General features: G+C 64.5%; 27 protein-coding genes. 13 read left to right on the top strand and 14 right to left on the bottom strand.

What is annotated here, in order from left to right:
- Window positions 1–350 precede the first annotated feature (350 nt).
- The 4 genes from RB623_RS19290 (at window position 351) to RB623_RS19275 (ending at window position 4,528) form a co-directional block, all read left to right on the top strand.
- Window positions 351–1,238, top strand: coding sequence for a sugar phosphate isomerase/epimerase (locus RB623_RS19290; RefSeq protein WP_308058559.1), 888 nt, complete (start codon window positions 351–353; stop codon window positions 1,236–1,238).
- Between the two features lie 78 nt (window positions 1,239–1,316).
- Window positions 1,317–2,486: a mandelate racemase/muconate lactonizing enzyme family protein gene (locus RB623_RS19285; protein ID WP_308058558.1), complete on the top strand. Its 1,170-nt coding sequence runs from the start codon at window positions 1,317–1,319 to the stop codon at window positions 2,484–2,486.
- A gap of 6 nt (window positions 2,487–2,492) precedes the next feature.
- Window positions 2,493–3,203 (top strand): FadR/GntR family transcriptional regulator, encoded by a 711-nt coding sequence (locus RB623_RS19280; protein WP_308058556.1) that lies wholly within the window; start codon window positions 2,493–2,495, stop codon window positions 3,201–3,203.
- Between the two features lie 350 nt (window positions 3,204–3,553).
- Window positions 3,554–4,528, top strand: a complete 975-nt coding sequence (locus RB623_RS19275) for an NAD(P)-dependent oxidoreductase (protein ID WP_308058555.1) — start codon at window positions 3,554–3,556, stop codon at window positions 4,526–4,528.
- Window positions 4,529–4,809: 281 nt separating this feature from the next.
- On the opposite strand, the gene RB623_RS19270 is transcribed toward RB623_RS19275, so the two are convergent.
- The 4 genes from RB623_RS19270 to dapD form a co-directional block, all read right to left on the bottom strand.
- Entirely contained in the window at window positions 4,810–5,523 is a 714-nt protein-coding gene (locus tag RB623_RS19270) for a hypothetical protein (protein ID WP_308058554.1), read from the bottom strand.
- Between the two features lie 25 nt (window positions 5,524–5,548).
- Window positions 5,549–5,911, bottom strand: coding sequence for a DUF805 domain-containing protein (locus tag RB623_RS19265; RefSeq protein ID WP_308058553.1), 363 nt, complete (start codon window positions 5,909–5,911; stop codon window positions 5,549–5,551).
- 135 nt (window positions 5,912–6,046) lie between these two features.
- Window positions 6,047–7,537 carry a gamma-glutamylcyclotransferase family protein gene (locus tag RB623_RS19260; protein WP_308058552.1) on the bottom strand — a complete coding sequence of 497 codons (1,491 nt, stop codon included), beginning with the start codon at window positions 7,535–7,537 and terminating at the stop codon, window positions 6,047–6,049.
- 195 nt (window positions 7,538–7,732) lie between these two features.
- Window positions 7,733–8,587: a 2,3,4,5-tetrahydropyridine-2,6-dicarboxylate N-succinyltransferase gene (gene dapD / locus RB623_RS19255; RefSeq protein WP_308058551.1), complete on the bottom strand. Its 855-nt coding sequence runs from the start codon at window positions 8,585–8,587 to the stop codon at window positions 7,733–7,735.
- Window positions 8,588–8,842: 255 nt separating this feature from the next.
- Here dapD and RB623_RS19250 point away from each other — a divergent pair, with 255 nt between their 5' ends.
- Window positions 8,843–9,682, top strand: a complete 840-nt coding sequence (locus RB623_RS19250; RefSeq protein WP_308058550.1) for an LOG family protein — start codon at window positions 8,843–8,845, stop codon at window positions 9,680–9,682.
- Between the two features lie 264 nt (window positions 9,683–9,946).
- Here the strand turns inward: RB623_RS19250 and RB623_RS19245 are convergent, their stop codons facing one another.
- Window positions 9,947–10,651: a pyrimidine 5'-nucleotidase gene (locus tag RB623_RS19245; RefSeq protein ID WP_308058549.1), complete on the bottom strand. Its 705-nt coding sequence runs from the start codon at window positions 10,649–10,651 to the stop codon at window positions 9,947–9,949.
- A 340-nt stretch (window positions 10,652–10,991) separates the two neighbouring features.
- Here RB623_RS19245 and RB623_RS19240 point away from each other — a divergent pair, with 340 nt between their 5' ends.
- On the top strand, window positions 10,992–11,999 hold the full coding sequence (locus tag RB623_RS19240; RefSeq protein ID WP_308058548.1) for a M23 family metallopeptidase: 1,008 nt from the start codon (window positions 10,992–10,994) through the stop codon (window positions 11,997–11,999).
- A gap of 16 nt (window positions 12,000–12,015) precedes the next feature.
- Here RB623_RS19240 and RB623_RS19235 read toward each other — a convergent pair whose 3' ends face one another.
- The 3 genes from RB623_RS19235 to RB623_RS19225 all read right to left on the bottom strand — a co-directional run bounded on the left by RB623_RS19235 (window position 12,016) and on the right by RB623_RS19225 (window position 14,829).
- Entirely contained in the window at window positions 12,016–12,366 is a 351-nt protein-coding gene (locus tag RB623_RS19235) for an MliC family protein (RefSeq protein ID WP_374121709.1), read from the bottom strand.
- A 76-nt stretch (window positions 12,367–12,442) separates the two neighbouring features.
- A complete protein-coding gene (locus tag RB623_RS19230) occupies window positions 12,443–14,032 on the bottom strand; it encodes a peptide chain release factor 3 (protein WP_308058547.1) in 1,590 nt (529 codons plus the stop codon).
- Between the two features lie 68 nt (window positions 14,033–14,100).
- On the bottom strand, window positions 14,101–14,829 hold the full coding sequence (locus RB623_RS19225) for a pentapeptide repeat-containing protein (RefSeq protein ID WP_308058640.1): 729 nt from the start codon (window positions 14,827–14,829) through the stop codon (window positions 14,101–14,103).
- A gap of 185 nt (window positions 14,830–15,014) precedes the next feature.
- Here RB623_RS19225 and RB623_RS19220 point away from each other — a divergent pair, with 185 nt between their 5' ends.
- Window positions 15,015–15,716, top strand: a complete 702-nt coding sequence (locus RB623_RS19220; protein WP_308058546.1) for an isoprenylcysteine carboxylmethyltransferase family protein — start codon at window positions 15,015–15,017, stop codon at window positions 15,714–15,716.
- A 10-nt stretch (window positions 15,717–15,726) separates the two neighbouring features.
- On the opposite strand, the gene RB623_RS19215 is transcribed toward RB623_RS19220, so the two are convergent.
- Genes RB623_RS19215 through RB623_RS19205 form a run of 3 tightly spaced genes read right to left on the bottom strand, consistent with a single transcriptional unit; the run spans window position 15,727 to window position 17,110 of the window.
- Window positions 15,727–16,314: a glutathione S-transferase N-terminal domain-containing protein gene (locus tag RB623_RS19215; RefSeq protein WP_308058545.1), complete on the bottom strand. Its 588-nt coding sequence runs from the start codon at window positions 16,312–16,314 to the stop codon at window positions 15,727–15,729.
- Window positions 16,311–16,763, bottom strand: a complete 453-nt coding sequence (locus tag RB623_RS19210) for an SRPBCC domain-containing protein (RefSeq protein WP_308058544.1) — start codon at window positions 16,761–16,763, stop codon at window positions 16,311–16,313. The genes RB623_RS19215 and RB623_RS19210 overlap by 4 nt, the downstream gene beginning before the upstream one ends.
- Complete coding sequence (locus tag RB623_RS19205) at window positions 16,760–17,110, bottom strand: metalloregulator ArsR/SmtB family transcription factor (protein WP_308058543.1); 351 nt, start codon at window positions 17,108–17,110, stop codon at window positions 16,760–16,762. The genes RB623_RS19210 and RB623_RS19205 overlap by 4 nt, the downstream gene beginning before the upstream one ends.
- 187 nt (window positions 17,111–17,297) lie before the next feature.
- Here RB623_RS19205 and RB623_RS19200 point away from each other — a divergent pair, with 187 nt between their 5' ends.
- The gene (locus RB623_RS19200; protein WP_308058542.1) at window positions 17,298–18,443 is read left to right on the top strand and encodes an alpha-hydroxy acid oxidase; all 1,146 of its coding nucleotides are present in this window, start codon (window positions 17,298–17,300) and stop codon (window positions 18,441–18,443) included.
- Window positions 18,444–18,447: 4 nt separating this feature from the next.
- Here RB623_RS19200 and RB623_RS19195 read toward each other — a convergent pair whose 3' ends face one another.
- Complete coding sequence (locus tag RB623_RS19195; RefSeq protein ID WP_308058541.1) at window positions 18,448–19,251, bottom strand: class II glutamine amidotransferase; 804 nt, start codon at window positions 19,249–19,251, stop codon at window positions 18,448–18,450.
- Between the two features lie 35 nt (window positions 19,252–19,286).
- A complete protein-coding gene (locus RB623_RS19190) occupies window positions 19,287–19,508 on the bottom strand; it encodes a DUF6356 family protein (protein WP_308058540.1) in 222 nt (73 codons plus the stop codon).
- 111 nt (window positions 19,509–19,619) lie between these two features.
- Here RB623_RS19190 and RB623_RS19185 point away from each other — a divergent pair, with 111 nt between their 5' ends.
- From RB623_RS19185 to RB623_RS19165, 5 genes are all read left to right on the top strand, one after another.
- Window positions 19,620–20,090, top strand: coding sequence for an Lrp/AsnC family transcriptional regulator (locus RB623_RS19185; protein WP_308058539.1), 471 nt, complete (start codon window positions 19,620–19,622; stop codon window positions 20,088–20,090).
- A 53-nt stretch (window positions 20,091–20,143) separates the two neighbouring features.
- A complete protein-coding gene (gene dut, locus RB623_RS19180) occupies window positions 20,144–20,620 on the top strand; it encodes a dUTP diphosphatase (RefSeq protein ID WP_308058538.1) in 477 nt (158 codons plus the stop codon).
- A 114-nt stretch (window positions 20,621–20,734) separates the two neighbouring features.
- The gene (rpsO, locus tag RB623_RS19175) at window positions 20,735–21,115 is read left to right on the top strand and encodes a 30S ribosomal protein S15 (RefSeq protein ID WP_374121712.1); all 381 of its coding nucleotides are present in this window, start codon (window positions 20,735–20,737) and stop codon (window positions 21,113–21,115) included.
- Between the two features lie 325 nt (window positions 21,116–21,440).
- Complete coding sequence (gene pnp, locus RB623_RS19170) at window positions 21,441–23,585, top strand: polyribonucleotide nucleotidyltransferase (RefSeq protein ID WP_308058536.1); 2,145 nt, start codon at window positions 21,441–21,443, stop codon at window positions 23,583–23,585.
- Between the two features lie 184 nt (window positions 23,586–23,769).
- Complete coding sequence (locus tag RB623_RS19165; protein WP_308058638.1) at window positions 23,770–24,390, top strand: nitroreductase family protein; 621 nt, start codon at window positions 23,770–23,772, stop codon at window positions 24,388–24,390.
- Between the two features lie 6 nt (window positions 24,391–24,396).
- Here the strand turns inward: RB623_RS19165 and RB623_RS19160 are convergent, their stop codons facing one another.
- Window positions 24,397–25,473 (bottom strand): nitronate monooxygenase, encoded by a 1,077-nt coding sequence (locus RB623_RS19160; RefSeq protein ID WP_308058535.1) that lies wholly within the window; start codon window positions 25,471–25,473, stop codon window positions 24,397–24,399.
- Window positions 25,474–25,489: the final 16 nt, after the last annotated feature.

Below are 25,489 nucleotides of genomic sequence, written 5' to 3'. Positions count from 1 at the left end.
ATCCTAGACATTCCCGACCGGGCCGCAAGGCGCGGGCCGGGGAATGCCCGAAGCAGGCTCGATTCCTCTGGTCATACCAAATCCCGCAATCTGGTCAAGCCAGCGATCGTCGGCGCAAAAACTGCGAGGTTTCGCGCGGATGGTAATTTTATACAGAAATTTCAGCAAGTTATGTTTGCGATGGCGGCGAACGTGGAAGCTTCTTGCGGGAGGGTTGTAAATGGGCTAGAAATCCACCAATACCCAATTGGTAGAACCAGTTGACGACAATGCTGGGTTGCCTTGCGGGAGGAAACGGGCTTCCGCATGCGGCGGAACCAATGCAAGGCGAAATTGGGAGACGGAAAACGATGCACCTTTCGACGCATAACTGGATGCGCGCCGAGCCGCTTGAGACCACGCTCAGGCGCATCAAGCAGTATGGCTACGAGTCGATCGAGATTTCCGGCGAGCCCACCCAATACGACATCAAGGACACCCGTCGCCTGCTCAAGGAGCACGGCATCCGCTGCTGGGGCGCCGTCACGCTGACGCTGGGCGAGCGCAACCTCGCGGCCAAGGACGAGGGCCAGCGCGCCCGCTCGGTGCAGTATGTCAAGGACGTGCTGACCATGGTGAGCGAACTCGACGGCCAGATCATCACGCTGGTGCCGGCGACCGTCGGCAAGGTGGTGCCGGACGCCTCGCCGGAGGAAGAGTGGAAATGGGTGGTCGACGCCACCAAGGAGTGCTTCGCCCATGCCCAGAAGGTGGGCGTGCGTGTGGCGATCGAGCCGCTCAACCGCTTCGAGACCTACCTGTTCAACCGCGCCTCGCAGGCGCTGGCGCTGGCCGACGCGGTCAGCCCGGAATGCGGCGTCTGCCTCGACGCCTTCCATCTGAACATCGAGGAATCCGACATGTACGAGGCGATCCGGCTGGCCGGAAAACGCCTGTTCGACTTCCATGTCGCCGACAATGACCGTTTCGCGGCGGGCCTCGGCCAGCTCGACTGGAAGAAGATCGTCGGCACCCTGAAGGAGATCGGCTACGACGGCGCGCTCACCAACGAGTTCGTCGCGCCGGTCGACCGCACGCCGGCCAACCGTTACACCGACATGGTGGAAAAGAACCCTGTCGACATCTCGCCCGAGCAGTTGAAGTTCATCCAGGACCATGGATCGAGCCTGCTGACGGAGAAATTCTACGCCGACCAGATGCGCATAACGGCAGAGACCATCCTGCCGCTGATCAAGTAGTCGGCGACTTGCTGCGCCGGCCGTCTCCGGGGGGCGATGGCTGGCGCAGTTTCTTTTTCGAGCAGTGACAGGCAATTGATGCGCATCAAGAAAACCCAGGCGTGGTGGGTCCGCATACCCATCGAGGCGTCGCGCCAGCACCGGAGCGATTTCGGCCAGGTGCAGACCTTCGACGCAGCCATCCTGCGCATCGAGACCGACGACGGGCTGGTCGGCTGGGGCGAAGGCAAGAACGCCGCCGGCAGCGCCGGCACCTATGGCGCGCTGGTCCATATGCTGAACCACGAGGTCGGTCCCATGCTGGCCGGCCGCAACGCCGGCGACATCGGGCCAATCTGGGAGATGCTCTACAACGGCGTGCGCGCCAACTCGGCCGCCAGGCATGGCCACGCCATGCCGCAGATCGCGCGGCGCGGCATGTCGGTCGCCGCCATCAGCGCCGTCGACATCGCGCTGTGGGACATTCTGGGAAAACATCTCGGCCAGCCGGTGTGGCAGTTGCTCGGCGGCCGCAAGGCCGACCGGCTTCCCGCCTACGCCTCGGGCGGCTGGGCGCCGGCCGAGACGATCGGCGAACAATTGAGATCCTACATCGACGCCGGGGGCTTCGGGGCGGTGAAGATGCGGGTGGGGGCGATGGACGGCGCGCCGCACATATCGGCGGCGCGCGTCCGCGCCGCCCGCAAGGCGCTGGGCGAGGGCGTCGACATCGCCGTCGACGCGCACGGCACCTATACGGTCGCCGAGGCCAAGCGCTTCGTCGCGCTGGTTTCCGATTGCGACCTCGCCTGGTTCGAGGAGCCGGTGATCGCCGACGACAAGGCCGGCATGGCCGAGGTGCGCGCCTCCGGTTCCGTGCCGGTCGCCGCCGGCGAGAGCGAGGCGACCCGCTACGATTTCCGCGACCTCGCCGTAATGAAGGCCGCCGACATCTTTCAGCCGGACCCCGCCTTCTGCGGCGGCATTTCGGAAGCGATGAAGATCGGCACCATCGCCAGCGCCTTCAACCTGCGTTTCGCGCCGCACCTGTGGGCCGGCGCGCCTTGCTTTTTCTCCGGCCTGCACCTATGCGCGGCGTCGCCGGCGAGCTTCACCATCGAATATTCGCTCGGCGCCAATCCGATGATCCACGACCTCGTCGAGGAGACCGTGGAAGCCAGGGACGGCATGGTCGCGATCCCCGACAAGCCCGGTCTCGGCTTCACCGTTTCGGAGAAATTCCTGGAGGCTCACGCGCAAGGCGGCTGAAACGAGATGAAGGAAAAGGATCTCCTCGCCGAACTCGCGGCCTATCTCTACGCCTGCTCCAACAGCGAGACGGGCCGCACGCCCTCGGAGCGCGAACTGGCCGAGCATTTTTCCGTGAGCCGCGGCCAGATCCGCGAGACGCTGGCGATCCTCGAAGCCATGCGCATCGTCGAGCGGCGGGCAAAATCCGGCATCTACCTGACCACCCGCCAGGCCAGCGTCGAGGCCATGGCGCTGTTCGCCAAGGCCGGCGTGCCGCTCGACCCGATCCAGATCTACGAGACGGTGGAGCTCAGGAAGATCCACGAGATCAAGGCGGCCGAGCTCGCCTGCTCACGCGCCACCGAGGAGAATTTCGAACGGCTGCGCGAGATTCTCGCGGCCTCCGAGGCGCGGCTGGCGGCCGGCGAAGGGCTGGCGCGAGAAGACCGCGATTTCCACCTGGAGATCGTGCGGGCCACGCAGAACAGCGTCTTCCACAAGATCTGCAGCATCTACTACGTGCTGGGCGAGCGGCGCCTGCCGATCTATTTCAACGACCCGGAGCGCGGCCGGCGCTCGCATGCCGAGCACCTGCAGATATTCGACGCGCTGGTGCGCCGCGACGGCAATCTGGCGCAGGCGCTGATGAGCGCGCATCTGCAAGGGGCTGAGAGCTATTGGAAGGGCTTGATCTCCGGCAACGAGGAGGCGACGAAGGCATTGGAGAAGGCGTGATGGGCATTTGTCTTCAATGGTTCATCAAGGTTGACAGTTCTAATCCTTTGGTAGCGCAGCTTTTGGAGTTCGCGACGTTGCAGTCCCGGTTGTCGCACTCCTTCCAGCACCCCTCATCCGCCTCGTTACACTCGGCACCTTCTCCCACAAGGGGAGAAGGGGGAGCTCGGCACTTCCGTCTCAGCCAATCATCAACGATCGAGATTTGTGGGGGCGTAAGCGCGAAACTCCCCCTTCTCCCCTTGTGGGAGAAGGTGCCGAGCGCAGCGAGGCGGATGAGGGGTGCTGGACGGAATACGGCCTCCCCCAACATCCGGCCCCACCAGTGCCGTGGGACTTCGGCCTAGACCGTGCCGATCATCTACTCCACCCACCCCCTTCATCCCCGCGCGGCAAAGATGCTCGCCGGCGCGGGCGAGCTTCGCATTGCTTCGGCGCTGGATGCGGCGACGCTGAAACAGGAATCGCGCGACGCGGCCGCGGTGATCGTGCGCGCCGTGCTGCCGCCGGACATGTTTGCCGGCGACCATGTCATCCGCGCCGCGATCCGCCACGGCGCCGGGCTGGACATGATCCCGGTCGAGGAAGCCACCGCCGCCGGCGTGCTGGTGGCCAACCTGCCGGGCGCAAACGCACGTTCCGTCGCCGAGCACGCGATCTTTGCGGCGCTGGCGCTGCTGCGCGGCTTTCGCAGGATCGACGGCGACCTCCGCAGGCACGGCTGGTTCGCCGGCCGCGAACACGCCAATTCGGCGCGCGAGCTCGCCGGCCGCACCCTGGGCATCGTCGGCATGGGCGCCATCGGCCGCGAAGTGGCGGCGATCGGCCATCACGGTTTCGGTCTGGAGGTGCTGGGCGCCAGCCGCAGCGGCAAAGGCTTTCCGGACCATGCGCGCGCCGTGCCGCTCGACGTTCTGGTGGCGGAGAGCGACATCATCGTGCTTGCCTGCCCGCTGACGCCCGACACGGTCGGTCTGATGAGCCGGCAAAGGATTCTTGCGATGAAGCCCGGCGCGCTGCTGGTCAACGTCTCGCGCGGCCCGGTCATCGACGACGAGGCGCTGCTCGAGGCGCTGCGCGAGGGCGGCATCGGCGGGGCGGCGCTCGACGTGTTCACGCGCCAGCCGCTGGCGCCCGACCATCCTTATCTGGGCCTCGACAACGTCATCGTCACGCCGCATCTGGCCGGCATCACCGAGGAAAGCATGATGCGCATGGGGGTCGGCGCGGTGGAGGAGGCGCTGCGTGTGCTTGCCGGCGAACTGCCGCTCAACCTGCGCAACCCGGAAGCGGTCGCAAGATACCGGCAGCGGTTCCCCCAATAATCCCAAGGGTCATTTCCTTGGCCGTCGGTGCCGCCCCTCACTGTCCTGCCGAGCATCTCTCCGTTTACGCCAGGCAATCGCATATGGACCTACTTTGCGAGATGATCCTCGACGCCTCGCCTGCGGCGAGATGCCGCTCCGAGCCGGCGTAGCCGGCTCGGAGCGGCATAATGTCCATATGCGATTGCCCTGACGTAAACGGGAGAGATGTCTGGCAGGGCAATGAGGGGCAGCGCCGACGGTCAAAAAAAAGACCCGCATAAAGCATGTCGCGCCGCCGCTTAACTTGCCGTGCCGTTCTCCGCGTCGAGCATGGTGATCTTCTGCCAGATTTTCCGCGACAGGTTGGAACCGAGGTTTTCCACGTCGTTGACCGCCGCTACCACCACCTCGTCGTTGACCGACTGGGCGAACAGCGCCGCCAGCTTGCCGGTGATCGACAGCATCTCGGAACAGTAGTCGAGATAGCGCAGCAGGTCGGCTCGGCTCATGGTGCGTTTCGGCGAATGCGCCGCCGGCTTGAAGCCGGATGACAGCGCCGCCGGATCCTTGGTCAACTGGTGCATGTCGATGACGTGGATCAGCGAGCGCAGCCCGTGCAACTGCCGCAGCACGCGACGTCGCTTGATCCGGTCCTCGGTATGCACCAGCGCCAGCACGCCGACGGTGACGAGGATGACGGTGTTGAGCGCCGCCTCGATGCCCTGCATCGACTCGATCACGTCGCCGCTGCCCGTCAGCCGGTCGAACCGCAGATAGGCGCCGACGGTGAGCAGCACGCAAGCCCCCAGCACGATCACCACACCGACCAGGATGCGAAGCCAGCGGATCGGCCGCTGGAGGTCGACCGCGGCGTCACGCATATCGCGCGCCAGCGACACCAGTTCCTTGCCGACCTTGCGCAGGCCCGTTTCCGGGAACCGGTCGGCGATCCTTGCCTCCAGCCGCTCCGCGGTTTCGATGATCAGTCGGGGGTCGAGCGAGCGGTATGACATCTTCCGGCCCCCATCCCGGCCCCGGCTATTTCGGCTGGTTGGTCGCCGTCCCAAAACGGTTCGGCCCCGGATCGCCCTTGATGAAGCACAGCGGCAGATACATCAGTATGTCGAGCAGGATACACAGGAAGGCCAGCGCGGTCGGCTTGCCGAAATCCTGCAGGCGTTTCGCCGCCAGCGGAACCAGCGCGAAGAAGGAGCAGAGCGCGACGAGCAGGAAGATTCCGCCCCAGAAATTCGCCGCTTCCTCGTTCGGCGCGACGATGATCCGGTAGAGCGGGAACGTGCGCGCCATGTAGCACAGCAGGCCGGCGAGCGCGTAGGGTTGGCGGCCGAGCCTTCCTGAGAAGCTGAAAAACAGCCACGGCAATGTCGGTTGGCCCTGCAAGCGAATTCACTCCAAATCTGGCGGGCCACGCCTACCATCTCCGGGAGCGGATCGGAAGGCCGGAAACCGTCTCTGTCGAATACGATGGAAAAACAGGAGCTTAGATGGGTCGGCAACTCGCGCCGATCCGTAGTCTCATAGCCCGTGATTTGCGAGTGTGGCTCGCTGCTTCTTGTCGCGAGCCGCGCTGGGGTCGTCGATCGCCTCAACCGACTGGATGTATTCGGCAATATACTCCGGCGGTAGTCCGTGTTCCCTGCCACCTGCAAGAACAAAGTCCTTGTACCAACTATAGGGCTTAAGGCTGTCGTCGATGTAGTCAGGTGTGGCCAGATAGGTAAGGACTTTTCGCCTGCGACCCTTGTCATTGATGACCGTGACCATCGCGTGCTCGTAGCCGCTGCCAACGCCTTCAGCCTCGTCTAACTTGTCACGCTGGGTAGGATCGAAGCTGAACAGGACTCCTATTACACTTCTGTTGTTGCCGCTGGCAAATGCGTTGCATTTCCCGGATTTATCCGTGCTGCGCTTGTGGAAGCGAAGCGTGTGACCAGGCAATATTGCAATGCCGAGCGGCTCGCAGCTTGGCATGCGCTTGCGCAAGCGGGCGGTCGACATATTCGATCCGTAGGCAAAATAGACGACGGGCTCCGGAGGCCCGGCCTCTCTTTTCTTCGACGGCTCGATCGGTAGATCACCAGGCTTAAGAATGGTGCGTAGCGGTACCGCCATGATGCTGTGCTCGTCGGATTTTTCGCCTTCGCGAGTGATGATGGGCTGTCCATCCTCGAGGTCGATGATTGGTACGGGCCTGCCGGTCCATCCACAGTCGGTACAACGCGGTCGCTCCCAGATTATGCCGGGTGCGGCGGTATTCTCGCCGTTGTCGGGTTCGAGATGCGGCGATCCGCACGTCGGGCATTCTTCGGGTACACCTCGTAACTCGCGAAGGATCAATGAGGTCGCCATGCCGGTAGCATGCTGAAGCAACGAGTGCGCCATGTCTGCATCGATCCAGGTGGCCGACTTTGAGTGCGTCAGCCAGTTTGAAAACGTCCATGCAGTCTCAAGCGCACCCTTGAGGGCCCCGCGACGTTCTTTGTTTGTGTCGCTCGGCAGAAGATCGTTGCAGATGATCTCCGTCCAAGCGCGGAAGTTCGCACGCTGTGGCGGACTGTCTGTCCACTTCGCGGAGTCCTGTGCAACGCCGATCAGTTCGAGTAGCACCTCGCGGCAACGAACGCCGACAGCCTGATAACCCGTGAGGTTCTGCGCTTGTGTCACCGCAGTGCCGGCTTCCTCCAACTTTTCAAAAACGGGGCCGAACGGGAGGATGCGTAGATCGTCTTCTTGCTGCTTTTCCGTACGCGGAATGCGGAGGATCAGGCCAATATGGAAGGTCAGAGCAAGGTCCATATTTGGGAATTGCTCCTGAGAATAGAGGTTTGTGCCGCCCGTAATGACCCACCAGCGATCCTTGTTAGTGTGGATGTCCCACACGTCGTGGTGGGTGCTCAGGACGGCTTCCGAGTAGACCTTCTGCATAAAGGTTACTTCCAGGTCGGGAGCCTGCCATTCAAAGTATTCCCGAATGTTCTCGATTTCCTCGTCGGTAGCTTTCAACATAATCGCTCCCCCCGATGGGCTCGTCGCACCGACCTGCAAAAAGTTTGCGAAAGCTAAGCAATAGATCGATGTCGCTGAGCTTTCAAACAGGTGCGGCAACGTGGGACGATACCGCTTGGCCACCAACGCCACACAGGGCGGCAGTTGGCCGACAACAGAGGCAGGCGGCCTCCACGGCGTTCCGCCGCCCAGCCCTCAATCCCGCAACAACTCGTTGATCGACGTCTTCGACCTTGTCTTCTCGTCCACCCGCTTGACGATGACGGCGCAGTAGAGGCTGGGGCCAGGCTCGCCATTGGGCAGCGGCTTTCCGGGCAGCGCGCCGGCGACCACGACGGAGTTGGCCGGCACTTCGCCGTAAAAAACCTCGCCGGTGGCGCGGTCGACGATTTTTGTCGACTTGCCGATGAACACGCCCATGCCGAGCACCGAGCCCTCGCGCACGATGCAGCCTTCGACCACTTCCGAGCGCGCGCCGATGAAACAATTGTCCTCGATGATGGTCGGGCCGGCCTGCATCGGCTCCAGCACGCCGCCGATGCCGACGCCGCCGGAAAGATGCACGTTCTTGCCGATCTGCGCGCAGGAGCCGACCGAAGCCCAGGTGTCGACCATGGTGCCGCTGTCGACATAGGCGCCGAGATTGACGAAGGACGGCATCAGCACCACGCCCGGCGCGACATAGGCCGAACGGCGCACGATCGCCGAAGGAACGGCGCGGAACCCTGCCTTTTCGTAGTCGACGCCGCTCCAGCCCGAAAATTTCGACGGCACCTTGTCCCACCAGACCGCGCCGCCCGGGCCGCCGCTGATCTCCTCCATCGGGTTGAGGCGGAAGGACAGAAGCACGGCTTTCTTCAGCCACTGGTTCACCGTCCACTGGCCATCGGCCTGGCGCTCGGCAACCCGCGCCTCGCCATGGTCGAGCAGCACCAGCGCCTCCTCGACCGCCTCGCGGACCTCGCCGCGTGTCGATGTCGAAATCCCGTCGCGGGCCTCGAAAGCGTTCTCGATCGTCTTCTCAAGGCTCGTCAGGTCAGGTCTGGCCATCTGGTGCTCCGCGACACGCGCTGTTAAGGGCTGGCTTCCATGCTCTCTGCAAGAGCCTGGTTCCACCACGGCACGCCATGCCGGGGTTGAATCAAGCTCCGGGAGGCTGTTGACAACTCGCTGCGGCAGTCGGCCGCGGGAGTAGAGTAGACAAGCGGCCTCCGGGCGGCGCGGACCCTATGTCAGGCCATGGGTCGGGTCAATCGCGCCTGCGGCGCAAGGTGACGCAGGCGAACGGGTAGAACTGGAATTGTCATGAATCCCAATGAAAACACCGGCTGGACGCCGCTTTCGCACGCCGACCAGGATCTGGAGCGGGTCAAGGATGTCCCTGACACGCCGCAGACGCGCGCCGCCACCTACAAGCTCGCCTGGGCGGACGAGGAGTTCATGACCCGGCGCGAGTTGCGGCCGGTGCGCCTGCAGCTCGAACTCCTGAAGCCGGAGATGACGCTGGCCGAGCGTGGCATCCGCTCCACCGTCATCCTGTTCGGCGGCGCCCGCCTGCCCGAGCCGGGCGGCGAGGCCTGGGCCGCCAAGAACGAGACGCAGAAGAAGAACCTTTTGAAGAACAGCGTCTATTACGACGAAGCGCGGAAATTCGCCCGGCTGTGCTCGCAGCAGTCGGCGCTGTCCTACTACCGCGAATTCGTGGTGGTCACTGGCGGGGGGCCCGGCGTGATGGAAGCGGGCAACCGCGGCGCCGACGATGTCGGCGCGCCTTCGATAGGTCTCAACATCGTGCTTCCGCACGAGCAAGCGCCGAACCCTTACGTGACGCCGGAGCTCTGCTTCAACTTCCACTATTTTGCGATCCGAAAGATGCACTTCGTCATGCGCGCCAAGGCCGTGTGCGTCTTTCCCGGCGGCTTCGGCACGCTCGACGAATTCTTCGAGACGCTGACCCTGATCCAGACCGGCCGCATGGAGCGTGTTCCGGTCATCCTGTTCGGCAGCAAGTTCTGGAAACGCGCCATCGACCTCGACTATCTGGCCGATCAGGGCACCATCTCGCCCGGCGACCAGGACATCATCGACTTCGTCGACACCGCCGAGGACGCCTGGGGCATCATCAGCCGGTTTTACGGGCTCTGAGCGGACGGCATCTTCCTTCTCCGCCGGGAGAGATGGCGGGAGACGCGAGCCGGTGAGAGGCGCCCTGCGAAAGTGAAGTCCGCGGCGCCGTTCCGACAGCCAAAAGGGCCGTAAGGCAAGCCCAGCCCCCTATTTTGGCGCCTCCAGTGAAGCGCGTCGGCGCTGTATGTTGCGCGTACTCCGGCAAGCCTTTGATTTGCAACGATGTTCCGGACTTCACGGATTTCGCGCCAGCATCGTCCGGCGAAAAATCCTCGTGGGAAATCAGCCCCTTGGCGTCGTCCCGGTCAAGAACCCCGCAAGGTCGTCGGTGACGTAGTCGACGGCGTCGTCGAACGCCGGATCTTTTTCCCAGATCTCCGAAAAGGTCGGCTCGAAATTGCGCGGCACGATCAGCACGGTGGTCATGCCGAGCGCCTTCGGCACAACCAGGTTGCGCGCAAGATCTTCGAACATCACTGCGTCTGAGCCCACGATCTTGTGCAGTTCGACGAAGCGGTCATAGGTCTGCTGCGCCGGCTTGGGCGTCAGTCCGGCCGCGACGATGTCGAAAATGTCGTCGAACTGGTCAAGGATTCCAAGCTGTTGCGCCGTGCGCTCGGCATGGCCGCGATTGCCGTTGGTGAAGATGAACTTTCGTCCGGGCAACGCTTTTATGGCCTCGCCCAGCGCGGCGTCCGGGGACACCCAGGAATAGTCGATGTCGTGGACCTTCTGCAAAAAATCGTCGGAATCGATATTGTGCCGCGCCATCAGCCCGGCCAGCGTCGTACCATATTGAAGATAAAGCTCTTTTTGCAGTTTGCGGGCTTCCTCGCGCGGCAGCCGCAGCAGCTCCGACACATAGGCCGTCATCTTCACGTCGATCTGCGAGAACAGGTTGGTGTGGTGCGGATAGAGCGTGTTGTCGAGGTCGAACACCCAGTCCCTGACATGGGCGAAGCGGCTAGGGTCGGGCTGGTCGGTCATGGTCGTTCCTGGGTCGCTTTATGCTTGTTCTTCAATTGGTTGCAGCTTCGGCAAGGCATCTGCCTGGCGGCCGTGGGCTGACTCTTTGGCGCCGCCTGAGCTTCGCCAACCGTTCAGTCATGAAACTCCTCGGCTGCCGGCGGCGGGCAGACGCGTCGCAAATAGCACGGCTGCCGGCAAAGGAAACCGCCGGGCTTCCGAAATCGCCCAGAATGCACCCCCGAGGACCGCCGAGAGGCCGGGCGCCGTCGTGTCGCCCGCCTGTGCTGGCCAAGCAAGGTGATTCCGGTGCATTCTGGCCGAACCTCGGCCCGATCCCTCCAGTCAAGGGAGCTCCGCCATGAGCCCGGTACACCCAGCCGCCGCCGCGCTGGCGGTCAGCGTCGCCCTCGCTTTCGTGTCGCCTCGCATTGGTCTTGCGGACGAAGGTCTCGGCTTGCCCGCCGATTGCAAGCCCGGCCAGAATTGTTTCGTCCAGCAATTTGCCGACATGGACGCCGGCCCCGGTGTCGCCGACCCGTTCTGCGGCACCGCGACCTATGACGGCCACGATGGCATCGACCTGCGCGTGCGCTCCATGGCGGATGTGAAACAGGGAATTGCTGTCACGGCCGTCGCCGATGGCGCTGTCGACGGCCTTCGCGACGGGGTGCCTGACCGCCTCGTGATCACAGAAGCCGACCGCGCTGCGGTTGCCGGCATCGACTGCGGCAACGGCGTGCTGCTCGACCACGGCGGCGGCATGCAGACCCAATATTGCCATATGCGGCAGGGCAGCGTGACCGTGAACAAGGGCGACCAGGTCAAGCGCGGCGAAAAACTCGGCGAGATCGGCGCGTCAGGCATGGCGGCGTTTCCGCATGTCCACCTGACCGCGCGCAAGGAGGGCAAACCCATCGACCCGATGACCGGCCGGCCGCTATCCCAAGGCTGCCTCAAGGACGGCGCGCAGCCCGCCTCGCTGTTCGAGCCGGATGTCGCTGGCGCGCTGGGGAAGGGCGGCCCGCAACTGCTCGGCGCCGGTCTTGCCGGCGGTCCCCTCGATTACGACGCGCTGGTGGTCGATGGCGCTCCGCCGGCAGCCACGGGCTCGTCGCCCAATCTCGTCGGCTGGGGCTGGTTCATGAACCTGCGGAAAGGCGACCGCATCTACATCTCGATCGTCGGGCCTGATGGCGACATCTTTGCCGAAACCATGTCGCCGCCGCTCGATCGCAGCAAGGCCGCCTATTCGTCCTTCACCGGCAAGCGCGGGAGTCCGAAACCCGGCCGCTACCAGATGACGATCGAGGTTCTGGAAAACATGCAGCCGGTCCTAAGCGAAACGCGTGACATCGTGGTCGAATAGGCAAGGCAGCCTGCCACTACCTTGCCTGGCGGCAAGCGGCCACGGGCGCGCTGTCCTCTCCCTGTGTCAGATCGTAGAGTGAGGCCTCCGGACCCTTCGTCCACCAGACGAATTGCTGACCGGCATATTTTGCGCCAGACCCGGCAAGCACGTTGGCCATCACCACCGTCTGGTCGCCAAGGTCTATCACGGCCAGAGCGTTGCTGCCGGCATTGATGTAGGTCGCCGAAATGCGTCTGCCTTCGCAGACATATTCGATCTGTTCGCTCGTGGGCTGGTCGCCGCCGGGAAGTTCTATCGTGATGTCGGCGGCGAGTGCCGGCGATGCAAGGAGCGTGCTGGCAAGGGTGACCATCGGCAGGCGCATGGCGGCTCTCTCTTGGTGTCTCGCACTGTAGCTACAAAACCGCCGCGCCGGAACCCGGTGCGGCCGTCGGTGCCCGTCAGGCCGCCTCGCGCACCTGATAATCCTTGATCGCGTCGAACTTGATCGCCTTCCAGCGCTCGGCCTCGTAGTTCAGCGAAAATCCGTGCTGGGCCAGGAACACCGGATCGCCGTCGAGGTCGCGTGCGATGTCGCCGCGATGCGCGTCGATGAAACGCTGCACCTCGGCCCGATCAGCCGCCGAAATCCAGCGGCAGACGGAGAAACGCGACATCTCGAAATCGACCGGCAGCGAATATTCGACGGCGAGCCGTTCTTTCAACACGTCGAGCTGCAGCGCGCCGACCACGCCGACGATGGCCGGCGAGCCGTCCTCGGGTTGGAAAAGCTGGACGACGCCTTCCTCGGCCATCTGCTGCAGCGCTTCCTTCAGCTTCTTGGCCTTCATGGCGTCGCCGAGCCGCACGCGGCGCAGGATTTCGGGGGCGAAATTCGGCACGCCGCGAAAAATGATGTTTTCGCCCTCGGTCAGCGTGTCGCCGATGCGCAGCGTTCCGTGATTGGGAATGCCGACCACGTCGCCGGCATAGGCTTCGTCGGCGGTGATGCGGCTGCGCGCGAAGAAGAACTGCGGCGCCGACAGGCTCATCGGCTTGCCGGTGCGCACCAGCTTTGCCTTCATGCCGCGCTCCAGCGTGCCGGAACAGACCCGCACGAAGGCGATGCGGTCGCGGTGGTTGGGATCCATGTTGGCCTGGATCTTGAAGACGAAGGCGCTCATCTCCGGTTCGGTGGCATGGATGGTTCTGATATCGGCTTCCTGGTCGCGCGGCGGCGGCGCGAACGCCCCGAGCCCTTCGATCAGGTCGCGCACGCCGAAATTGCGCAGCGCCGAGCCGAAATAGACCGGCGTGAGATGCCCTTCGCGGAACGCGGCAAGGTCGAACGGCCGGCAGGCCCCGCGGGCGAGGTCGAGTTCCTCGATGAAGGCCGGCCGGTCGTTGTCGGGCAACAGCCCGGCGACGCGGTTGGAATCCGGGCCGTTCACCTTGGTGCGCTCAATTTCCTCGTCGCTGCGCCGCACTGCGTTTTCCGCGAGATGGTAGGTGCCGGCAAAGGTCTTGCCCTGACCGATCGGCCAGGTGATCGGCGCGGTGTCCAGCGCCAGCTTCTGCTCGATCTCGTCAAGAATCTCGAAGGTGTCGCGGGCCTCGCGGTCCATCTTGTTGACGAAGGTGACGATCGGGATGTCGCGCAGCCGGCACACCTCGAACAGTTTTAGGGTGCGCGGCTCGATGCCTTTTGCCGCGTCGATGACCATGACCGCGCTGTCGACCGCTGAGAGCGTCCGATAGGTGTCGTCGGCAAAGTCCTCGTGGCCGGGCGTGTCGAGCAGGTTGAAGACGTTGTCGCCATATTCGAAGGTCATCACCGAAGTGACGACCGAAATGCCGCGCTCGCGCTCGATCTTCATCCAGTCGGAGCGCGTGTTCATGCGGTCCTTCTTGGCCTTCACCTCGCCGGCGAGCTGGATAGCGCCGCCGAACAGCAGCAGCTTTTCGGTCAGCGTCGTCTTGCCGGCGTCCGGGTGGGCGATGATCGCAAAAGTGCGGCGGCGCGCCACCGCCTGTTCAATCGTCTCGGTCATGTCCAGGGATCCGTTGGATGCGGCGGCTTATAACCGCGCCGAAACCGGGTGTCGAACGGAAAGACGGATCAATTGCTCGCGCAGGGCCAGTCGGCCGGCGCCTTCAGATCCGCCGGCAGTTTGGTGTTCTGGTCGCCGCATGCCTGGTCGATCTGCCATTGCTGCAGGCCGGTCGCCTGGCTCAGGTCCATACCCTCGATATGGGTCAGGAAGAGGAAGGCGCCGTCGAAGGCAAGCGGGCCTTCGAATTTCGCAGCCTGCAACTGGGCGCGCGCCAGGTTGGCCATCGGGAAACGTGCGCCGGTGATGACGGCATCGGTGAAATTGGCGCGGCCGAGCTCGGCCTTCTCGAAATCCACGCCGGTCAGGTCGGCGCCGGTGAAGTCGGCGCGCTGCAGTTCGGCGCTGGCGAAGGAGGCGCCAGCCGCCGAGACCTGCGAGAACACCGTGCGGTAGCCTTCGACGCGGTTGAAATTCGCTTTGTCGGCCTTGGAGCCGGCGAGCGAGGAGCGGATAAGCGTCGCCTTCTCGAAATTCGCGCCGATCAGGCTGGAGCCGCGCAGGTCAGTGTAGCTGAAATCCGCACTGAACAGATTGGCGCCGTCGAGCGCGCTTTGCTCCAGCACGAGATTGGCCTTGGGGCAGTCCTGCCAGTCGATGGAGGGTGCCGGCTCCGACTTGCAGCTTGCTGCCTGGGCAGTCGAAGACGCGGCGAGACAGGCGGAAAACAGCGCGCCCACCATGACGGCGGCTGGAAGACCTGCGCTCCGCGCGGTAGTCCGGAAGGCGCGTTCCATCAAACTCTTCGACATGTCCGAACTCTCCGACCGATCGCGTCGCATTCTTCCCGTGCCTCTCGCAACGGTAATATACCGAACGCTTTTCAGGAGGAAGATGACGCTTTCGTGTCCGGACGTCCTGCCCTGTCCGGGCGAAGCGAACGCCCTACCTCAAGCGGACAGTGCGACCGGGAACCTGCAGGATGAGCGAATTCCACGATCCGAAACCGCTGACGCCGCTGCAATGGGTGGCTTATGCGGTGGGCATTCCGCTGGTGATGGCTGCGCTCGTCTTCTGGCCGGCCGGCACGTTGCGTTGGTTGCCCGGTTGGCTGTTTCTCGCGGTCTTTGCCGTCGCGACGGTCGCCGCCGCTCTGGTTCTCTGGCGCGTCAATCCGGTGATTTTCGCCGCCCGCAGCCGCGTGCAGCAAGGCACGAAGGGCTGGGACCGCGTGCTGCTTTCGATCTTCTTTCCGCTTTTCCTGGCGATTCTTCCGGTGGCGAGCTTGGACGCCGGCCGGTTCCATTGGATGCCGGCGCCGCAAGGGGCGATAATGCTCGGCTATGTCCTGCTGATTGCCGGGATCGCGCTGTTTTGCTGGGCGCAAGCCGTCAACCGCTTCTTCGAGCCGGGCGTCCGCATCCAGAGCGAGCGCGGGCATCGTGTCATCGACACCGGGCCCTATGCCTTCGTCCGGCATCCGGGGTATGTCGGGGCGATCGCCATGTTCTTCGGCATGGCGCTGGCGCTCGGCTCGCTGGTGGCGCTGCTTCCAGCGGCCGCGACGGCAGCGCTGCTGGTGCTGCGCACCGCCTGGGAGGACGCGACGCTGCGCGAGGAACTGCCCGGCTATGCCGATTTCGCGGCAAAAACTCGCTATCGGCTGTTGCCGGGCGTCTGGTAGCGCGCGGCGCTCAGGCGAAGCCTTCGGCCTTGAGCGTTGCCTGCACCGCCGGCCGTGCAGCGACGCGGGCGTGATACGCTTCGAGCGCCGCCGGCGGCTTCACATCAAAGAAACCGCGCCCCCAACTCACCATGACGAAAAGAAAGGCGTCAGCCGCGCTGAAAGCATCGCCGAACAGGTAAGCGCCCTTCAATTGGCCAGCGAGATAGTCGAAACGCTCGCCGAGCACTCGCCGGTTGATTGCCTTCATCTCGTCCCCCGGCAGGAACATGTAAGTGAGGAAAGGCTTGTGAAGCTCCTCGGTCATGAAACCGAGCGCCTCTATCATGCGGATACGGCCGAGCGTGCCGGAGGGAATAAGGTGCGGTGCCTGCTCGGCGATCCAGGTGATGATCGCGACGTTCTCGGTCAGCACCTCGCCGCCGTCCAGCACCAGCGCCGGCACATACCCCTTCGGGTTGATTTTTGTGAAGTCGCCACCCGCCTCGGTGGTGCGGGTGGGTATGTCGACCACGATCCGCTCGAAGGACAGGCCGGCTTCGTTGAGCGCGATGTGCGGCGCCTGGCTGCAGGAGCCGGGGGCATGATAGAGCTTCATTTCGCAAGATACTCCGCAAGGTTGTCGAGAGTTTCGTTCCAGCCTTCACGATGGCCGTCGCGCGAGGCTTCGGACAGGAAGAACGCCTGGTGAAGGGTGAGCAGCGTCTTGCCGTCCTGCTCCCTGAGCGTGATGGTGACGACGGTTTCGTGCTCGTGCTCGCCCTCTTCGTTGAGCCAGCGGTGCGAGAATACCAGCCGCTCCGGCGGCACGATCTCCTGATAGGTGCCTGAAAGCCAATGGTCGGTGCCGTCCGGCGCGCGCATGCAGGTCTTGAACGAGCCGCCGGGGCGAACGTCGCCCTCGGAGAAGGGCAGCGAAAAGCCTTTCGGGCAGCACCAGCGGTTCAGCCGCTCCGGTTCGGTCCAGCAGCGGAACACCAGATCGCGCGACGCGTCGAAGCTGCGTTTGATCGTCAGTTCCGGGCGGGTTTCGGTGCGGATGTTCATTTTGTCTCTCCCTTGTCGCCCTCTGCCTTGTGAATCTCCTTCAGATAGGCGTCGAGCCGGTCTAAACTCTGGTCCCAGAAACGCCGGTAGTTTTCCAGCCACCCCGCGAGGTCGCGCAGCGGCTCGGGCCGCAAGCGTCGCGGCCGGAACTGCGCCTCGCGGCCCTGCTCGACCAGCCCGGCGCGCTCCAGCACCTTGAGATGCTTGGAAACCGCCGGAAAACTCATGTCGAACGGTTGCGCCAGTTCGGTCACAGTCGCCTCGCCGAGTGCAAGCCGCGCCAGGATGGCTCGCCGGGTCGGGTCGGCGAGAGCCTGCAAAGTGACGCTCAATCGGTCGGCGGCCATTACGGAACCGTATGGTTATTTATCTCAATGGTTAAATAAAGCAGGAACCCCGGCATGTCAAGCGACGGCCGCTGGACGCGCCAATCGCCATTTCGGCATCGACTTCCGTGGTGAAGACGATTAGGTCGATGGCTGCTCATTTCCCCAGCAATGCAGCCACCTTCGTCCTATTTCGGAAAACCTGCCGATGAAGCCCTCGCTCGATATCGCCGACCTCAAGGAAGTCGCCCGCCGGCGTGTGCCGCGCATGTTCTTCGACTATGCCGATTCCGGCGCCTGGACGGAGAGCACCTATCGCGCCAACGAAGAGGATTTTCGCAAGATCAAGTTCCGGCAGCGCGTGCTGGTCGACATGACGAACCGCTCGCTGGAATCCACCATGATCGGCGAAAAGGTGTCGATGCCGGTGGCCCTGGCGCCGACCGGCCTGACCGGCATGCAGCACGCCGACGGCGAGATGCTGGCGGCGCAGGCGGCGGAGGAATTCGGCGTGCCTTTCACGCTGTCGACCATGAGCATCTGCTCGATCGAGGACGTGGCCTCGGTGACGAAAAAGCCGTTCTGGTTCCAGCTCTATGTCATGCGTGACAAGGATTTCGTGCTCAACCTGATCGACCGGGCCAAGGCGGCAAAGTGCTCGGCGCTGGTGCTGACGCTGGACCTGCAAATCCTCGGCCAGCGCCACAAGGACATCCGCAACGGCCTGTCGGCCCCGCCCAAAATGACCGCCGGAAACCTGGCGAACATGGCGGTGCGCCTGCCCTGGTGCATGAATATGCTGCGCACCAAGCGCCGTACGTTCGGTAATATCGTCGGCCACGCAAAGGGCGTCGGTGACCTGTCGTCGCTATCGTCCTGGACGGCCGAGCAGTTCGATCCGCAATTGTCGTGGAAGGACGTGGCCTGGATCAAGGAGCGCTGGGGCGGCAAGCTGATCCTGAAAGGCATCCTCGACGCGGAGGACGCCCGCCTTGCGGCTGCGACCGGCGCCGACGCGATCATCGTCTCCAACCATGGCGGCCGCCAGCTCGACGGCGCGCCGTCGAGCATCTCGGTGCTGCCGGAGATCGTGGAAGCCGTCGGCGACCGGATCGAGGTGCATCTGGATGGCGGCATCCGCTCCGGCCAGGACGTGCTGAAGGCGCTCTGCCTCGGCGCCAGGGGCACCTATATCGGCCGGCCCTTCCTCTACGGCCTCGGGGCGGGCGGCAAGGATGGCGTGACGCTGGCGCTCGACATCATCCGCAAGGAACTCGACGTGACGCTGGCGCTGTGCGGCAAGCGGCTGATCACCGACGCCGGGCCGGAGCTGCTCTACAAGGGGCGCGACTGAGTGTTCACACCGCTACCGCCAGCCGGGTGCGGCCGGCCGGCGCGAACGGGCGGATGTGGACTGCAGCACCCGTGATGGTGACGAAACTGGACGGCGGGATCGCCTGCCAGTCTGGATTCTCGCGGTCGAACGGCTCGGACACCACGCAGCGCCCGCCGGACTTGCGGAATTCGGCCGTGTAGAGCGTCGGTGCGAAGGCGTCGGTTGCGTAGCGTATGGCATGCAGCGCCGTGCCGTCGCTGAAGGCGGCGGTGAGGCGCAAATGCGGCTCGATGCCGGCGGCATGCGCGGCCTCGATCACCCGCATTGCGGCACGCTCCGCCGCCCCCTGCGGGTCGGCCTCAAGGCCTTCCTCGATCATCAGCAGGAAGAACAGTTCGGAATCGGTGCTGCCGTCGATCCGTTCGTAGAGTGCGTCGGGCAGGCTCGCCTCCAGCCGGCGCCGCAACTGCTCAAAACCGCCAATCTGGCCGTTGTGCATGAATGCCCAGCGCCCGATGGCGAAGGGATGGCAGTTGGCGCGGCTGGTCGCTCCGCCGGTCGACGCCCGCACATGGGCGAGAAACAGGCCGGAGCGGATCTGGCGGCACAGGCTTTTCAGGTTGGGATCGGACCAGGCAGGCAATATGTCGCGATAGAGTCCCGGTTCGTCGCGCTCGCCATACCAGGCCATGCCGAACCCATCGCCATTGGTCGGAGTCTTGGCCTCCAGCGCGTGGTGGCTCTGCGCGATCAGCGAATGGCAGGGCGCGGTGACGATGTCTTCGAGGAAAAGTTCCGGCCCGATATAGGCCGCCCAGCGGCACATGATCGATGTCCCCTCGTGCCGGCGGCGGCTCCCTCTCAGGCCTTGGCGCGGCGGTTGTGCGTCTGCTCGGCAAGCTCGCGGACGATTCGGCTGGCGGTAGTCTCGAAAAGGAAGGGCAGGAAAGCGTGAACGATCGCGGCACCGGCGGCCAGGAACAGTCTTGACGAAAACCAGGCGGCGAAGGCCATGTGGCCGAAATAGGTCTCGTCGACGGAAGCCGGATGATCGACGAACAGTCTGGCAAGGCGGGTGGTCATGGCGGCGGTTCCCTCGTTATTCTTCGATTATCTCGATCATATCTCGTCTTTGTGAGAACTTGTCCCAATCCGTCCCTTGAAAATAACTATCGTTGGGACAATCATCCCACGATGACGACCGAATTGGACGCAATCGACCGCCGTATCCTCGCCGAACTGCAGCGCGACGCCATGCTGTCCGTCGACGATGTGTCGGCGCGTGTGAACCTGTCGCGCAACGCCTGCTGGCGGCGCATCCGCCGGCTGGAGGATGAGGGCGTCATCACCGGCCGGGTCGCGCTGGTCGACGCGGAGAAGCTCGGGCTCGGCCTCTCCGTCTTCATCCTCGTGCGCACCTCGCACCACGACCCGGAATGGCTGGCCCGCTTCCGCGCCGCCGTCACCAGCCTGCCGGAGATCACCGGCGTCTACCGGATGAGCGGCGACCTCGACTATGTGCTGAGGGCGCGCGTCGCCGACGTGAAGGCTTACGACCGGCTTTACCAGAGGCTGATCGCCAAAGTGCCGCTCAACGACGTCTCCGCCTCCTTCGTCATGGAGGAGATCCGCGAGACCACCGTCGTGCCGGTGGAAATCCGCTGATTGCCACCACCGGCGAATTGACGCTTCGGCCGCCGGCCCGATAGATCGCCGTCATGACAACATCCCGCTCCGAGTCTGCTCCGCTTGTCGGCGTCGTCCGCCTGCCGCATGCACGTGGCCTCGACCTGCCGGCCTATGAAACCGCCGGCGCGGCGGGTATGGATTTGCGCGCCGCCGTCGCCGACGACCGGCCGATCCTCATCCTGCCCGGCAAGCGGGCGCTGGTGCCGACGGGCCTGATCCTGGAGATCCCCGAAAATTTCGAGGGCCAGGTACGGCCGCGCTCCGGGCTGGCCTTCAAGCACGGCATTACCTGCCTCAACACGCCAGGCACCATCGACTGCGACTATCGCGGTGAGGTGAAAGTGCTGCTCGTCAATCTCGGTGACGACGATTTCACCGTGACGCGCGGCATGCGCATCGCCCAACTGATCATCGCCCCGGTGACGCGCGCCGCGATCGAGGAGCGCGATCTCGCCGGCGAGACGCTGCGCGGCGCTGGCGGATTCGGCTCGACGGGATCGAACTGATCGGGCCGGCGAAGGGCGAAGTCGTCCTGCTCGGACGATCGTTTCCGGCAGCTTGCGAGTCGCCTGCGAGGGCGTAAAACCTGCCCTGTCAAGGGGTATGGCTTTTACAAAAGAATTGGACTATATGCGCCGCATCGCTCGGTAACGCGCGATAAAATCGGCCCCCGCTGGACGACATCCCGGCCGTGGGCGTCCCGTTTCCGCAAGCACAAAAGGAAAAACGCGATGTCGATCACTGCTGATCGCAAGCAAGAACTGATGAAGGAATACGCGACCAAGTCGGGAGACACTGGGTCTCCCGAAGTCCAGGTCGCCATTCTCTCGGAGCGGATCAAGAACCTGACCGAGCACTTCAAGGGCCATGTGAAGGACAACCATTCCCGCCGTGGCCTGCTCGCTCTGGTGTCGCAGCGCCGCCGCCTGCTCGACTATCTGAAGGGCAAGGACGAAGGCCGCTACGCGACGCTGATCGAGAAGCTTGGCCTGCGCCGCTGACGAACTGACCGGCGGGCTTTCCCAGCGAAAGCCCGCCGGTCGCGCATTCGGGCAACGGCTCACCGTCGCTCGCGGGAACAGGAAGCCGCCGCCAGGCCGGGGGCATCGTGTTCCACCACCGGTTCGATCCGAAGGGCAGGATCGGGACCGCCCATGGACAGGGTCATGGGGCAGGATTGCAGGACGCCCGGAGACGCCGCGAAATGCCGCGTCGACATCCGGACCTCCCGTTGTCTTGCCCGTGGCTCGTCCGAAACGAAGCCAATAGGGGGCGCGCCGCCGGCAATGGGCCGGACCGGCGCTGCCCGCATAGCAAGGACAAGACATGTTCAATCATCACAGAGTGGAAATCGAATGGGCCGGCCGGCCGCTGATCCTGGAGACCGGCAAGATAGCCCGCCAGGCCGACGGGGCCGTGCTCGCCACCTATGGCGAGACCGTGGTTCTCGCCACCGTCGTCTCCGCCAAGGAGCCGAAGCCGGGCTTCGACTTCTTCCCGCTCACCGTCAACTACCAGGAAAAGACCTACGCGGCCGGAAAGATTCCCGGCGGCTATTTCAAGCGTGAAGGCCGCCCGAGCGAGAAAGAGACGCTTGTCTCCCGCCTGATCGACCGCCCCATCCGCCCGCTCTTCGCCGACGGCTACAAGAACGACACCCAGGTCGTCGTCACCGTCATGCAGCATGATCTGGAGAACGATCCGGACATCCTGTCGATCGTCGCCACCTCGGCCGCGCTCACGCTGTCGGGCGTGCCGTTCATGGGTCCGATTGGCGGCGCCCGCGTCGGCTACATCGGCGGCGAGTACAAGCTCAACCCGCATATCGACGAGATGGCCGAATCGAAGCTCGACCTCGTCGTCGCCGGCACCGGCGATGCCGTGCTGATGGTGGAATCGGAAGCCCAGGAGCTGCCCGAGGAGGTCATGCTTGGCGCCGTGATGTTCGGCCACAAGGGCTTCCAGCCGGTGCTCGACGCCATCATTCAGCTCGCCGAGGCCGCCGCCAAGGATCCGCGCGATCACAAGGTCACCGACCTTTCCGAGCTTGAATCCACCATGCTTGGCCTGGTCGAGGACGAGCTGCGTGCCGCCTACAAGATCACCGACAAGCAGGCCCGCTACGCCGCCGTCGACGCTGCCAAGGCCAAGGTCAAGGCGACGCTGCTGCCGGAAGGCGCCGAGCAGACCGCCTGGACCTCCGAGCAGGTCGGCGGCGTGTTCAAGGAGCTGCAGGCAAAGATCGTCCGCTGGAACATCCTCGACACCGGCAGCCGCATCGACGGCCGCGACCTGAAGACGGTCCGCCCGATCGTCTCGGAAGTCGGCATCCTGCCGCGCACCCACGGCTCGGCGCTGTTCACTCGCGGCGAGACGCAGGCGATCGTCGTAGCCACGCTCGGCACGGGCGAGGACGAACAGTATGTCGACTCGCTGACCGGCATGTACAAGGAGACCTTCCTCCTCCACTACAACTTCCCGCCCTACTCGGTCGGCGAGACCGGCCGCATGGGCTCGCCCGGCCGCCGCGAGATCGGCCACGGCAAGCTCGCCTGGCGCGCCATCCACCCGATGCTGCCCTCGATCGAGCAGTTCCCCTATACGCTGCGCGTCGTTTCCGAGATCACCGAGTCCAACGGCTCGTCGTCGATGGCGACGGTGTGCGGCACCTCGCTGGCGCTGATGGATGCCGGCGTGCCGCTGGCCAAGCCGGTCGCCGGCATCGCCATGGGCCTGATCAAGGAAGGCGAGCGCTTCGCGGTCCTGTCCGACATCCTCGGCGACGAGGACCATCTCGGCGACATGGACTTCAAGGTGGCGGGCACCAGCAACGGCATCACCTCGCTGCAGATGGACATCAAGATCGCCGGCATCACCGAGGAGATCATGAAGGTGGCGCTGGACCAGGCCAAGGGTGGGCGCCAGCACATTCTCGGCGAGATGGCCAAGGCGCTGTCGGAGGGCCGCAAGGAGCTCGGCGAGTTCGCGCCGCGCATCGAGGTCATGCACATCCCGACCGACAAGATCCGCGAAGTGATCGGCTCTGGCGGCAAGGTGATCCGCGAGATCGTCGAGAAGACCGGCGCCAAGATCAACATCGAGGACGACGGCACGGTCAAGATCGCCTCTTCCAACGCCAAGGAGATCGAAGCGGCCAAGAAGTGGATCCACACCATCGTGGCCGAGCCGGAAGTCGGCGAGATCTATGAAGGCACGGTCGTCAAGACCGCCGATTTCGGCGCCTTCGTCAATTTCTTCGGCCCGCGCGACGGCCTGGTCCACATCTCGCAACTCGCCAACGAGCGCGTCCAGAAGACCACCGACGTGGTCAAGGAAGGCGACAAGGTCTGGGTCAAGCTGATGGGCTTCGACGAGCGCGGCAAGGTGCGCCTCTCCATGAAGGTCGTCGACCAGACGACCGGCAAGGAAATCGTCCGCGACAAGAAGGCGGAAGCCGAAGACGCGGCGTAAGCGGCGTCGGCAATTCCTGGGAACCAAACGGGCGCGGCGACTTTCGCCGCGCCCGTTTTGCTGTAGATTGCCGGCCGGCCGGAAGGCTTGCGTTCCACGGGCGAGGGGCATCGTTTTGGTCGACAGCGTGAATGACTACGTTCCGGTTGCCTTGCCGGACTACCGGGAACTGCCCGTCGAGCGGATGCGGCAGGGCGCGCAGGCATTCTACGACGAGATTCGTGCGCGGCACACGGTGCGCGATTTTTCCTCGCGGCCGGTTCCGCGCGACATCATCGAAACCTGCCTGCGCGCGGCGGGCACGGCTCCGAACGGCGCCAATCATCAGCCCTGGCACTTCTCGGTGATCGGCGATGCGAACATGAAGGCTCGCATACGCGCCGCGGCCGAAGAGGAAGAGGCGGAATTCTACGCCGGGCGGGCGGGCGAGGAATGGCTGAAGGCGCTCCAGCCGCTCGGCACAGATGCGAGCAAGCCGTTCCTGGAAGAGGCGCCATGGCTCATCGTCATCTTCGGCGAGCGCAAGAGCGTCTCGGCCGACGGCGTGCTGCGGAAGAACTACTACGTGCCTGAGTCGATCGGCATTGCCACGGGCTTCCTGATCGCGGCACTGCACCGCGCAGGCCTTGCGACGCTTACCCACACGCCCAATCCGATGAGCTTCCTGAACGAGATCTGCGGCCGGCCCGCCCACGACAAGCCCTACATCCTGCTTGTCGCCGGTTATCCGAAGGAAGGCGCGACGATACCGGCGCACGCCATGCGAAAGCGGCCACTCTCCGACATCGCGACGTTTCACACCTGAGACGGCTCACCGTGCCAGGCGGGCGAGTCGCCGCAGCGCCTCTTCGGCAAGTGTCAGCGTCAATTCCTTGGCCGGCATCTCGCGGCCGAGCCGCATCGCCTGTCCCGACCACAGCGGCATGAAGTCGCCAGATCCGGCCGGTTCGGTGCGGGCGCGCAACGGCGCCAGCGCGCCGCCGGCGAGCGGGAAGGCCGGCGCCAGGTCCGACATCGCGCCGACCTCGCGGATGGCGCGATTGGCGATGCTGCGCGCTGGCCGTCCCGTGAATATGCGGGTCAGGACGGTGTCGTCATCCCAGGCGCCCTTCAGCGCGGCGCGATGGGGAGGAGACAGCTTTGCCTCCGGGCAGAACAGGTAGGCGGTGCCGATCTGTACGGCCGCCGCGCCGAGCGCCAGCGCGGCGACGATGCCGCGCGCGTCGGCTATGCCGCCCGCGGCGATCACCGGCACCTTGACCGCGTCGACCACCTGCGGGACCAGCGCAAACGTGCCAACCTGGTGCGATACGTCGTCGCCGAGGAAGATTCCGCGATGCCCGCCTGCCTCGGCGCCCTGCGCAATGATTGCGTCGCAACCGCGTTGCTCGAGCCATACGGCCTCACGGACCGTCGTGGCGGAGGAGATCACCTTCGCGCCGGTCGCTTTTACCCGCTCGAGAAGAGCGGGTTCCGGCAGGCCGAAATGGAAACTCACCACTTTCGGCCGGAACTCCTCGATCAAGCCGGAGAAGGTTTCGTCGAACGGCGTCCGGTTCGATACGGGAATCGGGCCGGCCGGATCGACGCCAAACTCCTCGTAGTAGGGTTTCAGGCGCTCGCGCCATGCCTTTTCACGTGCTTCGTCGAAGACCGGAGGGGTATGGCAAAAGAAGTTCAGGTTGATCGGCGCGTTGGTGGCGAGGCGGATCTTCTCGAGTTCGGCCCGCGCCTGGTCGAGGTTGAGCATCGCACAAGGCAGCGCGCCCAGGCCTCCGGCATTGGCGACGGCCACCGCCATGTCGGCCAGCACCGGTCCCGCCATCGGCGCCAGAAGGATCGGCACGTCGATGTCGAAAAGCTCGAGGATTCGGCGATCGGGCCACATGATCGGTTCCCTTTCC

It is taken from the genome of Mesorhizobium sp. LHD-90 (assembly GCF_030929505.1).
GTDB lineage: Bacteria > Pseudomonadota > Alphaproteobacteria > Rhizobiales > Rhizobiaceae > Kumtagia.
This window is presented reverse-complemented; position numbering and strand designations above follow the sequence as displayed.